General features: G+C 57.0%; 12 protein-coding genes. 9 read left to right on the top strand and 3 right to left on the bottom strand.

Translation table 11 applies throughout. The features are described from left to right. Positions 1-202: 202 nt before the first annotated feature. From NW211_RS05065 to NW211_RS05055, 3 genes are read left to right on the top strand one after another with little or no spacing between them, the layout of a single operon-like run. Positions 203-754 (top strand): RNA polymerase sigma factor, encoded by a 552-nt coding sequence (locus NW211_RS05065; protein WP_258327217.1) that lies wholly within the window; start codon positions 203-205, stop codon positions 752-754. A gap of 43 nt (positions 755-797) precedes the next feature. Beyond that, the gene (locus tag NW211_RS05060) at positions 798-1166 is read left to right on the top strand and encodes a hypothetical protein (RefSeq protein ID WP_087408725.1); all 369 of its coding nucleotides are present in this window, start codon (positions 798-800) and stop codon (positions 1164-1166) included. A 23-nt stretch (positions 1167-1189) separates the two neighbouring features. Beyond that, positions 1190-1681, top strand: coding sequence for a hypothetical protein (locus NW211_RS05055; protein WP_258327141.1), 492 nt, complete (start codon positions 1190-1192; stop codon positions 1679-1681). A 115-nt stretch (positions 1682-1796) separates the two neighbouring features. On the opposite strand, the gene NW211_RS05050 is transcribed toward NW211_RS05055, so the two are convergent. Both NW211_RS05050 and NW211_RS05045 read right to left on the bottom strand, forming a co-directional pair. Beyond that, positions 1797-3914 (bottom strand): S8 family serine peptidase, encoded by a 2118-nt coding sequence (locus NW211_RS05050; protein WP_258327140.1) that lies wholly within the window; start codon positions 3912-3914, stop codon positions 1797-1799. A 10-nt stretch (positions 3915-3924) separates the two neighbouring features. Next, positions 3925-4926, bottom strand: a complete 1002-nt coding sequence (locus NW211_RS05045; protein ID WP_258327139.1) for a hypothetical protein — start codon at positions 4924-4926, stop codon at positions 3925-3927. A gap of 126 nt (positions 4927-5052) precedes the next feature. Between NW211_RS05045 and NW211_RS05040 the strand changes: the two genes are divergently transcribed. The 4 genes from NW211_RS05040 to NW211_RS05025 all read left to right on the top strand — a co-directional run bounded on the left by NW211_RS05040 (position 5053) and on the right by NW211_RS05025 (position 8572). Continuing rightward, on the top strand, positions 5053-6120 hold the full coding sequence (locus NW211_RS05040; RefSeq protein WP_258327138.1) for a hypothetical protein: 1068 nt from the start codon (positions 5053-5055) through the stop codon (positions 6118-6120). Positions 6121-6496: 376 nt separating this feature from the next. Beyond that, positions 6497-7063 carry a manganese efflux pump MntP family protein gene (locus tag NW211_RS05035; protein ID WP_258327137.1) on the top strand — a complete coding sequence of 189 codons (567 nt, stop codon included), beginning with the start codon at positions 6497-6499 and terminating at the stop codon, positions 7061-7063. 9 nt (positions 7064-7072) lie between these two features. Beyond that, positions 7073-8098 (top strand): FAD:protein FMN transferase, encoded by a 1026-nt coding sequence (locus NW211_RS05030; RefSeq protein WP_087408719.1) that lies wholly within the window; start codon positions 7073-7075, stop codon positions 8096-8098. 27 nt (positions 8099-8125) lie between these two features. After that, positions 8126-8572 (top strand): DUF1648 domain-containing protein, encoded by a 447-nt coding sequence (locus NW211_RS05025; protein ID WP_258327136.1) that lies wholly within the window; start codon positions 8126-8128, stop codon positions 8570-8572. A gap of 60 nt (positions 8573-8632) precedes the next feature. Here NW211_RS05025 and NW211_RS05020 read toward each other — a convergent pair whose 3' ends face one another. Beyond that, a complete protein-coding gene (locus NW211_RS05020) occupies positions 8633-9679 on the bottom strand; it encodes an asparaginase (RefSeq protein WP_087408717.1) in 1047 nt (348 codons plus the stop codon). A gap of 576 nt (positions 9680-10255) precedes the next feature. Between NW211_RS05020 and thrA the strand changes: the two genes are divergently transcribed. Both thrA and NW211_RS05010 read left to right on the top strand, forming a co-directional pair. After that, entirely contained in the window at positions 10256-12691 is a 2436-nt protein-coding gene (thrA, locus tag NW211_RS05015; RefSeq protein WP_258327135.1) for a bifunctional aspartate kinase/homoserine dehydrogenase I, read from the top strand. Between the two features lie 15 nt (positions 12692-12706). Then, positions 12707-13915, top strand: coding sequence for a cofactor-independent phosphoglycerate mutase (locus NW211_RS05010; protein WP_258327134.1), 1209 nt, complete (start codon positions 12707-12709; stop codon positions 13913-13915). The last annotated feature ends 10 nt before the right edge of the window (positions 13916-13925 follow it).

The raw sequence follows: 13925 nt of genomic DNA, 5'->3' as shown, positions 1-13925 counted from the left end.
CTTCAATATAAAAAGGTGTGGGGGGAGCGGTGCCGGCGCCGGGAGTCCGGGCAGGGGGCATCCCCTCGTGTCGAGGCGACAAATGTAATGTATTAAATGGCTTTACGGTCGAAATCGAATAATAAAAATAACAAAAAAGAGCAAGATATGTTAGGAACAAACCGCACGCTCTGTGTATCTTTATCGCCGCAAAGTAGAGATTATGCAAGAGTATAACGAAGATATTGTCATCGAGCAACTACAAAATCCGGCTACCGTGCGTCAGGCTTTTGCCCGGGTGGTAGAGCGGTACAGCCAGCCGCTCTACTGGCAGATACGGAAGATGGTGCTTTCGCACGACGACGCCAACGATTTGTTGCAGAATACCTTTTTGAAGGCTTGGGGCAGCATCGAATACTTCAGAGGCGACGCCAAGCTCTCGACCTGGCTCTACCGCATAGCCGTGAACGAGACCCTCACCTTTCTGGCCAAGGAGCGCGAGCTGCGCAACCTCAAGGCCGACGATGCCGACGACTTCCTGCTGCTCAATATCGAGAGCGACGAATACTTCGACGGCGACCGGGCCCAGCGGCTGTTGCAGGAGGCCATCGTGCGGCTGCCCGAGAAGCAGCGGCTGGTCTTCAACATGCGCTATTTCGACGAGATGAAATACGAGGATATGTCCGAAATCATGGGTACCTCGGTGGGTGCGCTCAAGGCCTCGTATCACCATGCCGCCAAAAAAATAGAAGAATATCTGCATGAACATATTTAAACCTTTTCATTCATTTCCCGTCTAACAAACAAAAGGTGTAGCTATGGAAAAGAAGAGTCCCATATTAGATGAAATCGGCCGGAAACACGGTATGAAGGTTCCGGAAAACTATTTTGCCGATTTCACCGAGAAGATGGTCGAGAGTCTGCCCGAGCGGGAGTTCCCGATGCCCGAGCAACCTACGCTGTGGCTGCGGGTAAGGCCGTGGGTCTATATGGCCGCCATGTTTGCGGGCGTGTGGCTCATGCTCAAGATGTTTACCGGTATCTTCTCGGTAGAGAAAGGCGAGACCCCTCAGGTAGAGATGACCGCCTCGGCACCCGAAGAGGGTACCGTCGAGGAGGAGTGGTTTGCCCACTACGTCGACGATTACACGGCGTATGAGATGCTGTATACCGAGGGCGATTATTAACAAGAATGGAACGAACATTGGTTATGAAGAAAGTAGTTTTGATAATGTGGGTAATCCTCGTCTGCGGATTGCCCTTGTCGCTGGCGGCTCAGAACAAGGCCGGCAAATCGAATGAACAACGCAAGGCCCAGTATGAGCAGTTCTGCCAGTTCCGTCGCGATTACATGACGAAGCAAATCGGGCTCACCGACCAGGAGGCCCAGCAGTTCTTTACCCTCTATGAAGAGCTGGAGTCGAAGAAGTGGAAAATCGACAAGGAGGCTCGCGACTTTGCCCGCAAGGTAGCTCATGCGAAGGGTACCGTATCGGATACCGAGTATGAAAAAGCCGCCCAGGCTCTGCTCGAGAAAGACGAGAAGATGGCGCAGCTCGACCGCGAGTATTACGACAAGTTCAAGAGCTTCCTCTCGAGCGAGCAGCTCTTCAAGTTCAAGAATGCCCAGATGAAGTTCCCGCGTGCCATGATGAAGTGGCATGGTGGAAAGAACGGCCAGCACAAGGGGCGGGGCAAATAACCCGCAGCGTCCGGCCCGGGCGCGGGCGGGGCGCATGACAAGATAACGAAAGAGGGATTTCTACCGGTGTGGTGGAAATCCCTCTTTTGTTGTTTGCGGGTCAGAGGCTGCACGGTCAGCGCACGAGCACCTTCTCGCCGTGGCTGCCGATGCGTACGATATAGAGCCCGGCAGGAACGCCCGTCGCCTGCCACTCGATGCGAGAGCCCGGGGTGGTCTCGACGGTAGCGTCGTAGCGTACGATGCCGTCGGGGCTGGTCAGTACGATGCGGGTACGGCCGGCCTGTTCGGTAAAGAGAATGCCGTCGCGATAGAGACGGTAGGGTTTACCGGCAGAGGTCGGACGGTCTATGCCGCTGGGCGACAACACCTCGCCGATACCGGCCAGGGCGTCAATCTTGCCATAGCCGTAGACCGGGTTGGGGCAGGTGCCCGTGTAGCTGTCGGAGCGGGCGGTCTTTTTCAGAATCAGTTGAATATCCTCGGGCGATAGCTCGGGGTTGGCCTCGAGCCAGGTGGCTATGACTCCGGCCACGAAAGGCGAGGCCTGCGAGGTCCCCGTCATCTGCCCCCAGAAGTAGCTCTTCCCGTCGAGGGTAGCCGAGGCTACGGTGTTGGCGCTGCTCTCCTTGTAGTAGTCGGAGTAGGACGACACGGCACTGAATATCATGCCGCCGGGGGCCGTTACGTCGGGTTTTACCCGTCCGTCGGCGCTCGGGCCGCAGCTCGAGGTGTAGTTAATCTTGTTCAGCGGGTAGTCGATGAGCATCGATTGCTTGTTGCCCGAGTAGTTGGTCCAGACGTTGCGGGTGGTGTAGTTGCCCACCGAGATGGTGCGTCGGCCGGTACCACCCAGTTCGCCCAGCGTGTATTCGGTGTCGTAGCTCACGTGCGAACTCTTGCCGTTGTCGGTGAACTGTCCGCTGTTCTTGTCGGTCCACAGGTCGATGTGCTGGGGTTGGCCCTCGACGCTTACCTCGATATTATATCCTTTCAGGTTCAGGTTGTTGAGGGCAATCCGATACATGCGTCGCGAGCCGTTCCACAACTCGGTGTAGCAGGCAATCTCGCCCCCTTCGGAGTAGTTGTAGTCGTCGGGTACGGCAAAGCTCTGGTCGGCACCGTCGGCCGTACAGCTCCATACCGCGGCCCCTTGCGAGTCGGTGAGCGAGAGGGTCACGGCAAAGCCGTCGGTCTGCCCCCAGACCTCGAAGGTATTCGATTCGTAGCCCGTAGGTTTGAAGTAGGTACGCACCGGGGTAGAACCGTCGGTCAGCGTCATCGAAGCGTGAGCCTTGTTTTTGGCATCGTTGCCGATCGAGCCTACCAGAATGTGCCCCTTGTCCACCAGTGCGTCGATGGCCTGGTCGAAGAGCGAGGTTCCGTCGTGCGGCCCGTACGAGGTATTCAGGCTGATGTTGACTACCGCCGGGCAGCCGATGGAGTCGGCATAGCTGAAGATGTACTGGATGCCGTTGAGAATGTCGGTATCTTCGAGCGTCGAGCCCACCATCACCAGGCGGGCATCGTAGGCCACGCCGTAGTAGGGGTTGCGGTCGAGCGACGTGGTGGCCGAGGTCTGTACGGGGCCGAAGTATCCGCCGCCCGCGATACCGGCCACGTGGGTGCCGTGGGTCTGCTCGGCGTTGTCGGTACCCTCGGCGAGGATACTCTCGCGGGTGGTCAAGAGCCGGTCGTTCATCTGGTTCCAGAATCGCACGATACGCAAGGTATCGCCTTCGGCCGAGCGGAAGGCCGGGTGGGCCACATCGAAGCCCGAGTCGACGAATCCCAACACGACACCTCTCCCCGTGAAGGGCGAGACAAGTGATTCGCCGCTCTGTACTTGGTTGACGAAGGTCTCGCTACGGGCCTGGTCGAGCGACGGGGTGGCCTGGCGCGAGAGTTCGGCCCGCAGGACAAACGGCTGTTGCAGCAATCGGTCGAGCTGGGCGCGGTCGGTCTGCACGGTGTAGAAGCCATGGCCCAGCGATACGCACGAGCGGGCTCCGGCCGCAAGCAGGTCGGCCTCGGTAGCCGAGGCATCGCACTGGAGCAGGAGCCGCAAGGGAACCTCCCGGGTTGTCGATTTCAGACGGGTATCGGTGTGTCGGGTCTGGTCGAGCATTTGACGCGACGAGGCCGACAACTTGGAGTCGTCGGCCCGGCAAGCCAGGCCGTTGAGCAGGAGAGCTCCTGCCAGCAGCATGGCGCAGCAATGAATTTTGTTCATGGGTTAGGCTTTAGAGGGCGCACACCTTGCAGGTGTTGTTCCCTATTTTTACAAGATAGATTTGACCCGGAGCGAAGGGGAAGGCATACAGCCCGTTGTTGGTCTGTCCCAGGCTGACCAGTCGGCCGTCGGTGGTGTAGATGGCAACCGGCAGCGATTCGTTCTGGTTGACCGAGAAGCCTTCGCGGGTAACCGTCAGTTCGAATTGAGCCGACGTAGCCTCGTCGATGCCCGAACCGTATACCACGGCCACATCGTCGATGTAGAGGTAGTTGCCTTCGGCTACTTCGAGCGGTTGGTCGGGTTGTTTGCTCAGGTAGTTCGAGGCGCAGAAGACGATGTTCATCTTCTCGGGCGTTTCGTCCGAGAGGTAGTCGATGGTTACCTCTTGCGTTTCGAAGGCGTCGATGTCGTTGTCGATGGTGAGCGAACCCGACCCGATGAGGGTGGCTCCGGCATTACCGGCCAGTACGGCGCTCATCTCGTCGGTGTGCGAGGCACCGCTGATGTCGGTCGACGAGGCGCTGCCTTTCCACAGATATACGGCGATGTGGGCGGCATCGTCGATGTCGCTGGTGGGGGCGTTGTAGTATTGGGCCTTGAAGGTAATCTTCTGGGGACGGGCCGTGAACTCCACGCCGCCGTCAACGCCCAGGTCGCCGGTAGCTGCCGTGTAGTAGGTGGTGTTTACATAGAGCCAGGGGGTGCCCAGCGACAGGATGCCGGGAATCACGTAGCCTTGTTTCGTGCCGAATGCGATGGACCCGGCAAAGGTGTTTTCGATGATGGGGTAGGCATCGGTGTCGTTGCCACCCTTGGAGACCGTGCCGGCTTTCATGCTGACGAAGCCGCCCACGTTGGAGTAGAGTGAGTGCCAGCCTGTGGGTTGTTCCTTTTGGCTGCCTCCGTCGCTCTCCCAGGCGCCGTTGAAGTTATCGCCCGAGAACTCTTGAGCCCGGGCAGGGAATAAAAATACGATGCAGCAACTTAAAATAAGATAAAAATTCTTCATAATCCTATCCTCCTAAATAAAATTGTAATAATAGTCCTATTTTTGCGCCGGCAAAGTAAAGAATAAAAGTTGTTATTTTGGAAAGAGGAAAAGGAAAATAGTAGTAATATTTAATAATTAAGGTTTATGAGAAAGAAATTTGCTTCGTATTTCTGCATATTTATGTCACTTTTTGTTTTTGCGGCATGCAGCGAAGATTCACAAAAAAGCGAAGAACCCACGGTAACCCCTCCGGGCGGTGACGATACGACCGTTTATTGGGAGACAACCTATGCCGACCTCTCGGCCCTGGTGAACCAAGGTATCGACGAGGTGTGGAGTGCAGCTGCCGGTGCTACGGTAGATCAGGAGAATCGCACCCTCTATGTGCAGGACCAGAAGGGCAACCGGTATAAAGCCACGGTTGCGGTCGACGGTACTACCGTGACCTCGATCGTGATGGAGCTTGCCGGACAGTCGGCCGGACAGGATGCTGCCGTTTGGGAGAGTCTGGTCACTTCGTTCCGCGACCTGAAACTGGGTACGTTCCTGGGAACGAAATTCAAGGATTACACGACCGGCGAAGGGGGTGTGAAGCAGACTACCGAGGAGACTCTGCCGCTGTTGACCTCCGAGGCCAATATGCTTATCTTCCCCATTTTCGGCATTCAAAAGACGGTTTACTGCTGTCCCGTGATGGACAAGGATAAATTCAGGGTAGAGCTCTGCCGCAACTATCTGGCCCTCGATTTCAGTACGCTGGGCCGCTATGTGGGCGGTAACATCGACGAGGTGCTGCAAGAGTATTACGCCATCGGCAACAAGGTTCTCTTCGGTACCGCCATGTCGTATATCTATTTCGACAGTGCTATCGATGCCAAGGGCAACAGCTACACGGCCTACTTCGACTCGGACAAGACTCTGGAGACGATTCTCGAAATCTCGGTCTATGTACCCGAGAACGACCAGACCATCACCCGGTGGAAAGATATGCTCGAGAATTATGCCGACTACAATCTGGGTACCCTCACCTCGATTTATGTGACCGATGCCTTCGGCGACAAGGTGCAAGACCTGGCCGATGCTCAGGCTGCCTTTGACCTCTACGAGACCAACGGTCGTGCCAACGGTATCATTGCCACCTTCACAACGGCTTACGGCTCCAACTCGTTGATTCTGAATAAAGACTATTGCTACGTGATTTTGCGCAAGTAAAACGCTTGAAACATAGATTTTGTATGAAACGTCGCAACGCTCGGGGGTATCCCTCCGGGCGTTGTGTTTTTTGTGCCGGCTGGGGCCGCCGAAAGAAAAACCGGCGCGATGATGAACAAAACGGGTAGAGGCTTGTTTTAGAGATACAGGCACCGCTCTTGTGTGCCGGTCGGGACACTGTGGTTTTCGCTCTCCCGTGAACCGTTCCGCACCGTGAGGTGTTTTCTATATATACTGTGTTATGTGTGTGACAGCGGAGGAACCGCAACTCTCGTGAGCTGCGATTCCCCCGCTCTGTGTAAATTGTTCCGATGTGAGTATTGGGCGAGCCGGGAACTTTTGTACCTTTGTGGTGAAACAATAATTCGAATAACTTGTGTCGCTATTAGCACTTTTTGTTTTGGCGGTGGGGCTGTGTATGGACAGCTTTGCCGTATCGCTGACTTCGGGCGTGCTGCTGAAGCCCTTCAAATGGTCGCGGGTCTTGAAGATAGCCGCCTTTATGGCTCTGTTTCAGGGGGGCATGCCGCTCATCGGCTGGGCTCTGGGCATCGGTTTCAAAAGCTATATCGAGGCGTATGACCATTGGGTGGCCTTCGGGGTGTTGCTCTTCCTGGGAGCGAAGATGATTTGGGAGGGCTGGCCTCGCAAAAACGAGGAGGAGCCCTGCTGCATGGACCCTTCGGATACGCGTACGCTCGTGGGGCTTTCGCTGGCTACGAGCATCGATGCGCTGGCGGTGGGCATCTCGTTTGCCTTCCTCAACATGTCGATGCTGCTCCCTACGATTGTCATTGCCGGTGTCACCTTTGTATTCTCGATTGCCGGGCTGTGGGTGGGCCGCCAGTTTGGTCGCCGCATACATAACTATGCCGAGGTGCTGGGTGGGGTGATTCTCATCGGCCTGGGGATAAAAATTCTGTTGGAACATATCTATTTTTAAGAGTCGGTTATGGATAGACGATATGCACGTTCGTGGGTAGCGGTGGTCCTGTTTCTGGTGGTCTTTCTGGTGGCCAGCACGATGCGCCGTTGCGAAAAGAATACCTACCAGTATGACGAGGGGCTCATCTTCGGTACCTTCTACCACATCACCTATCGGTCGGACGAGTCGTTGGCCGAGGCCATCAAGCAGGAGCTCCTGCGGTTCGACGGTTCGCTTTCGCCCTTCAACGACACGTCGCTCATCACGCGGGTCAACCAGGGTGTTCCGGTCGAGACCGATGCGTGGTTCGAGCATGTCTTTACCGCCTCGCAACAGGTCTATCGTCGCACGGGCGGAGCCTTCGACCCCACGGTATCGCCGCTGGTCAATGCCTGGGGATTCGGGTTCAAGAAGGGTATCTTCCCCGACTCGACGCAGGTCGACAGTCTGCTGGCCCATGTGGGCATGAACAAGCTCTCGCTTGAGAACCATCGGGTGGTCAAGAGCGACTCGCTGGTGACCCTCAACTTCTCGGCCATTGCCAAGGGGTATGCCTGCGACGTGATAGGACAGTTGCTTACCGACCGCGGTATCGACGACTACATGGTCGAAATCGGTGGCGAGATGGTGGTGCGCGGCCGCAATCCCGAGGGGAAGCCCTGGCGGGTAGGGGTGAACCGCCCGACCATCGAGGATGGCGAGGCCGGTACCATCGAAGAGGTATTGCAGATGACCGGGGGCGGACTGGCTACCTCGGGCAACTACCGCAACTACCGCGTGGTCGACGGCAAACGCATTGCCCACACCATCGACCCGGTGACGGGCTATCCCGTGCAACACTCGCTGCTGAGTGCTACGGTGCTGGCCCCCGACTGCATGACGGCCGACGCCTACGCCACGGCTTTCATGGTGATGGGGCTCGAGCGCAGCCGGGCACTGGTCGATTCGCTGCCGGGCATCGAGGCGCTCTTCCTCTACCAGAATCCTACCGATACGGCTCGCATCGACTGCTGGGTGACTGCCGGCATGCAGAAACTGATCTTGAAAAAGTAAGATAACCCGGATAATAAGAAGATTGCCATGAAACGATTTTGGAGAGAAACACCGGCATGGTTTTTCCTGCTTGCCTCTTTTGTGGTAGGTGTGTGGATACAGTTCGACAACCGGGGCGAAGTGCCCCTGCACTTTAATGCCCGGGGCGAAGTGGATAGCTGGGGCGATGCCTCAACGGCACTTCTGCTGCCCGCGATAGCTCTGGTGCTGTATGGACTGCTCACCTGGGTGCAGCATCACCCCCGGCATTGTAACTATCCGGTCGAGATAACCGACGAGAACCGGGAGCAGGCCTATCGCCAGATGTCGCGCATCGTCTACCGCATCAAGGTTCTGGTCATGGCTCTCTTCCTCTACCTCACGCTGGGGGTAGCCCAGGTGGTGGAGATTAGTTTCTTCCTGATTCTGGCTATTGCTCTGGCCGTTCCCTTTATCATCGTGACCGGCTGGTCGCAAGTGGGCAAAAACAAGTGAGGCCAAGCTGCTTTTGCGCTTCGCCTCACGGCTATCTCAATGAAATAAGATTGTCGGGTTTCAGTTGTGCAGCGTGAGGGTAATCTCGCCGCTGAGCGAACAGTTCATGTTCTCCTTGACCACCTTCGAGGGGTATTCGTGACCGAAGAGGAACATCAGCTTGGTGAGCACCGCCTCGGTGGTGCTGTCGTATCCGCTTACCACGCCGGCATTTTCGAGCTTGCTGCCCGTGCCGTAGCGGCTCATCTGCACGGTGCCGCCCATGCACTGGCTCACGTTGACGATAACGATACCCTTGTCTACCGCCTCCTTGAGCAGGTTGAGGAACCACTCCTTGACCGGTGCGTTGCCCGACCCGAAGGTTTCGAGCACGACCCCCTTCAGTCCCGGGATGTTCAGTATCGAGCGTACGGTCTGCTCCGAGATGCCGGGGAAGAGTTTCAGCACCACGATGTTGGTGTTCATCAGGTAGTGGGGACGCAGCGGTTTGTGGGTGACGCGGGCGATCTGGTTCTCGTCGTAGTGGATGTGCACGCCCACCTGGGCCAGCGGCGGGTAGTTGGTCGACACGAAGGCGTTGAAACTCTCGGCACTGATTTTGGTGGTGCGGTTGCCGCGCAACAGGTGGTTGCCGAAGAAGATGCACACCTCGGGTACCAGCGGTTCGCCGGCGCTGTTTTTGGCGGCAGCTATTTCGATGGCGGTGATGAGGTTCTCCTTGCCGTCGGTGCGCAGCATGCCGATGGGCAGTTGCGAGCCGGTGAGGATGACGGGCTTGTTGAGGTTCTCGAGCATGAAGCTCAGGGCCGAAGCCGTGTAGGCCATTGTGTCGGTACCGTGCAGCACGACAAAGCCGTCGAACAGGTCGTAGTTGTCGGCGATGATGTGCACGAGTTTCACCCACGAGTCGGGTTCGATTTCCGACGAATCGATGGGGGGCTCGAATTGTACGGTCGAGATGGAGAATCCGAGTTGTCTCAACTCGGGGACCTTGTCGAGGAGATGGTGAAAGTTGAACGGTTCTAGACTTCCCGTCTGGCTGTTCTCTACCATTCCGATGGTACCACCGGTGTAAATGATAAGAACCGATGTTATATTTTCAGACATACACAATGGTTTTACAAAGTGAAACAAGCGTGTGCCGCCATGTTCCGGAGGCGATGCAACTTTGCACCCCAGCCTCCTGTTTGGCTCTACAAAAATAATCATTTGCGGGAGAAAATAACATTTTGTCGAGTAAAAACTTTGCGATTCCTTGAACGAAGGGTTGTTTCGTGGCAAAAAGTCAATTTCAAAATGTCGTTTAAAAACCCGCTGAAAATATAAAATTGTAAAACGAACAGGATTATTTTAAATCATTTTGTGATTGTCCGACTGGAAAATCAAAAAAAAGATTACTTTTGCAAAACAAGAGATGTTTTATATCAATCTGGCCGGCCTCCCCGCCGTTTGTGAAACGTAGGGGCGTCGGTTCCGAAAAAGAGAACGCCATGATCGAACGGCTGTATATCTTATTTTGTAACTGCATGCACGCAACGGGTACCACCCCTTAGGGGGGCGGATGTTGTTTTTTTGCGTCGATAGACCGTTGCGATATAGTTTTTCAACCAAATTTTTTTTGAACGGGTGTGGCTTGCTCTCTCTCCAGAGGGTGCGGGGCTGCGCCGATAGAATAGTGCAGATATGAAAGTATTGAAATTCGGAGGCACTTCGGTAGGTTCGGTCGAGAGCATGTCGAGTGTCAAACAGATAGTAGAGAGTTGTCACGAGCCGGTTATCGTCGTGGTGTCGGCTCTGGGTGGAATTACCGACCGCCTGATCGAGACCGCCCGGATGGCCGTGGTGGGCGGTGATGGCTATGAGAGCCACTTCAGAGCCATTGTCGAGCGGCACAAGGCGATGGTACAGCAGGCCGTAGAGCCGGCGAAACAACTCGAACTGCTGGCCCTTATCGACCCGCTGTTGGGCGAGCTGGGCAATATCTTCAGGGGGGTGTCGCTCATCAAGGACCTCTCGACCAAGACGCTCGACACGATTGTGAGTTACGGCGAGCGGCTCTCGTCGCTCATCGTGAGTCGGGTCATCGAGGGGGCGGTTCACTACGATGCCCGCTTTTTCATCAAGACCAGCCGCCAGTATGGTAAGCACATTGTCGACTTCGACGAGACCAACAAGCTGGTAAAACGCTACTTTGCCGAGTTGCCCCGGGTGGCCGTGGTGCCCGGCTTCATCGCGTCGGACCGCATCACGGGCGATGTGACCAACCTCGGCCGGGGTGGGTCGGACTACACGGCATCCATCCTGGCTACGGCGCTCGGTGCCTCGCAACTCGAAATCTGGACCGATGTCGACGGCTTTATGACGGCCGACCCGCGGGTTATCAACACCGCTTATGTCATCGAGCACCTCTCATTTACCGAGGCGATGGAGCTCTGTAACTTCGGGGCGAAGGTCATCTACCCGCCCACCATCTATCCGGTATTTCACAAGAATATCCCTATCCTCATCAAGAATACGTTCAACCCGTCGGCCCCCGGTACCCTCATCTCGGCCGACCATTCGCACTTCGAGGGGAAGGCCATCAAAGGCATCTCGTCGATCAACGACACCTGCCTCATCACCCTCTCGGGCATGGGCATGGTGGGGGTAATCGGTATCAACTCGCGCATCTTCAACACCTTGGCTCGGTCGGGGGTCAGTGTCTTTCTGGTGTCGCAGGCTTCGTCGGAAAACAATACCACCTTTGCCGTGCGCAATGCCGATGCCGATGTGGCCGTGCGGGTGCTGCGCGAGGAGTTCAAGGGCGAGATGGCCGTGGGCGAAATCTCTTCGATCGAGGCCGAGAAGGAGCTGGCTACCGTGGCTATCGTGGGCGAGAACATGAAACACACGCCCGGCATTGCGGGCAAGCTGTTCAACGTGCTGGGCCGCAACGGTATCAATGTGATAGCCTGTGCACAGGGGGCGTCGGAGACCAACATCTCGTTTGTCATTGCCCGCGACAGTCTGCGCAAGGCTCTCAACGTCATACACGATTCGTTTTTCCTCTCCGAGTCGCAGGTGCTCAACCTCTTTGTGGCTGGGGTGGGGACCGTGGGGCGCGACCTGCTGAAACAGATTTGCAAACAGCAGCAGCGGCTGCTCGAGACCAAGGCCTTGCAGTTGCGGCTGGTGGGTATCGCCAACTCGCGCAAATGTCTCTTCGACCGCGAGGGTATCGACATCGAACATGGCATCGAGTTGCTCGACCGCGAGGGTACACCCTCTTCGCCCCAGCGGCTCAAGGACGAGATTATTGCCATGAACATCTTCAACTCGGTATTTGTCGACTGCACGGCCAGCCCCGACATTGCCGCGCTGTATCGCTCGCTGCTCGACCACAACGTGTCGGTGGTGGCCTCAAACAAGATTGCCGCTTCGGGCTCGTACGACCTGTACCGCGAGCTGAAGCAGACCGCCCGCAAGCGCGATGTGAAGTACCTCTTCGAGACCAACGTGGGGGCGGGGCTGCCTATCATCAATACCATCAACAACCTCATCAACAGCGGCGACAAGATACTCAAGATCGAGGCGGTTGTCTCGGGTACGCTCAACTACATATTCAATGTGGTGAGTGCCGAGGTGCCCTTGAGTCGGGCGGTGCGCATGGCGCAGGAGGCGGGGTACAGCGAGCCCGACCCCCGTATAGACCTGTGTGGTCAGGATGTCATCCGCAAACTGGTGATACTGGCCCGTGAGGCCGGCTACCGGGTGGAGCAGAGCGATGTAGAGAAGCATCTCTTCATTCCCGAATCGTACTTCACCGGGAGCCTCGACGACTTCTGGAGGGCGATTCCCGACTACGATGCCACCTTCGAGGCCTATCGCCGGCAGGTGGCCGAGCGGGGACGGGTGCTGCGCTTTGTGGCCACGCTCGACCACGGCAAGGTGGAGGTGGGGCTGCGCGAGGTCGATTCGGCCCATCCCTTCTACCACCTCGAGGGGAGCAACAACGTCATTTCCATTACCACCGAGCGGTACCGCGAGTATCCCATGGTTATCAAGGGCTACGGAGCCGGGGCCGAGGTGACGGCTGCCGGTGTCTTTGCCGATATAATAGGAATTGCCAACATTCGATAAAAAAATGAGTTTGTCATGAAACACATCATAGTATTGGGCGACGGCATGGCCGATGAGCCCATCGAGGAACTGGGCGGACGCACGCCCCTGCAGGCTGCCGATACGCCCGCCATGGACTGGCTGGCCGCTCACGGTCGTTGCGGAATGTTGAAAACCGTACCCGAAGGCTACCATCCCGGCAGCGAAATCGCCAATCTGGCGGTGCTGGGCTACGACCTCGACCGCGTATTTGAGGGGCGGGGCTCGCTGGAGGCGGCCAGTATGGGGGTCGACATCGAGCCGGGCGAGATGGCCATGCGCTGCAACCTCGTCTGTATCGAAAACGGCCTCATCAAGAACCACTCGGCCGGTCACATCACGACCGCCGAGGCCGGCGAACTCATCGATTTCCTGCAACGGGAGTTGGGAGGCGGCGATGCCAATTTCTACCGCGGGGTATCGTATCGCCATCTGCTCAAGCTCAAGGGGGGCGACAAGCGGGTCGACTGCACCCCGCCGCACGATGTGCCCGGTACCCCCTTCCGCGACGTGATGGTGCGCCCTCTGGTGCCCGAGGCCACGGCTACAGCCGACCGCCTGAACGAGCTGATTCTGCGCTCGCAGCAGATTTTGCCCTCGCACCCCGTGAACCTGCGGCGTGTGGCCGAGGGGAAAGACCCCGCCAACAGCATCTGGCCCTGGTCGCCGGGTTACAAGCCCAGCATGGAGACTTTGGCCCAACGCTACGGCATACGCAGCGGGGTGGTCATCTCGGCCGTCGACCTCATCCGGGGTATCGGCGTCTATGCCGGTTTGCAGCCCGTCGAGGTCGAGGGAGCCACGGGACTCTACAATACCAATTATGAAGGAAAAGTTCAGGCCGCAATCGATGCGTTATATGCACACGATTTTGTATATTTGCATATCGAGGCCAGCGACGAGGCAGGCCACGAAGGCGATGTGGCGCTGAAGCTCCGCACGGTCGAGTATCTCGACCACCGCGTGCTGAAACCGCTTATCGAGGCTGTTGCCCGCATGGACGAGCCGGTAGCCATCGCCCTCTTGCCCGACCATCCCACGCCTTGCCGGGTGCGCACCCACACGGCGGCCCCCGTGCCGTTCGTGATTTGCAAGCCCGGAGTCGAGCCCGACGATGTAACCCGTTACGACGAGTTCAGCGCGGCTCGTGGAGCCTATGGTTCGTTGGCTGGCGACGAGTTTATGAAAGCGTTCTTTCGAGAGTAAATAAATGAGC

Source organism: Barnesiella sp. ET7, from assembly GCF_024733785.1.
Lineage (GTDB): Bacteria > Bacteroidota > Bacteroidia > Bacteroidales > Barnesiellaceae > Barnesiella > Barnesiella merdigallinarum.
This window is presented reverse-complemented; position numbering and strand designations above follow the sequence as displayed.

What these genes read in the sequence shown, in the direction of transcription:
- NW211_RS05030 (WP_087408719.1), top strand. Translation starts at nt 7,073, where the DNA reads ATGGATAGACGATATGCACGTTCGTGGGTAGCGGTGGTCCTGTTTCTG.
- NW211_RS05065 (WP_258327217.1), top strand. Translation starts at nt 203, where the DNA reads ATGCAAGAGTATAACGAAGATATTGTCATCGAGCAACTACAAAATCCG.
- NW211_RS05045 (WP_258327139.1), bottom strand. Translation starts at nt 4,926, where the DNA reads ATGAAGAATTTTTATCTTATTTTAAGTTGCTGCATCGTATTTTTATTC.
- NW211_RS05055 (WP_258327141.1), top strand. Translation starts at nt 1,190, where the DNA reads ATGAAGAAAGTAGTTTTGATAATGTGGGTAATCCTCGTCTGCGGATTG.
- NW211_RS05060 (WP_087408725.1), top strand. Translation starts at nt 798, where the DNA reads ATGGAAAAGAAGAGTCCCATATTAGATGAAATCGGCCGGAAACACGGT.
- NW211_RS05025 (WP_258327136.1), top strand. Translation starts at nt 8,126, where the DNA reads ATGAAACGATTTTGGAGAGAAACACCGGCATGGTTTTTCCTGCTTGCC.
- NW211_RS05050 (WP_258327140.1), bottom strand. Translation starts at nt 3,914, where the DNA reads ATGAACAAAATTCATTGCTGCGCCATGCTGCTGGCAGGAGCTCTCCTG.
- NW211_RS05010 (WP_258327134.1), top strand. Translation starts at nt 12,707, where the DNA reads ATGAAACACATCATAGTATTGGGCGACGGCATGGCCGATGAGCCCATC.
- thrA (WP_258327135.1), top strand. Translation starts at nt 10,256, where the DNA reads ATGAAAGTATTGAAATTCGGAGGCACTTCGGTAGGTTCGGTCGAGAGC.
- NW211_RS05040 (WP_258327138.1), top strand. Translation starts at nt 5,053, where the DNA reads ATGAGAAAGAAATTTGCTTCGTATTTCTGCATATTTATGTCACTTTTT.
- NW211_RS05020 (WP_087408717.1), bottom strand. Translation starts at nt 9,679, where the DNA reads ATGTCTGAAAATATAACATCGGTTCTTATCATTTACACCGGTGGTACC.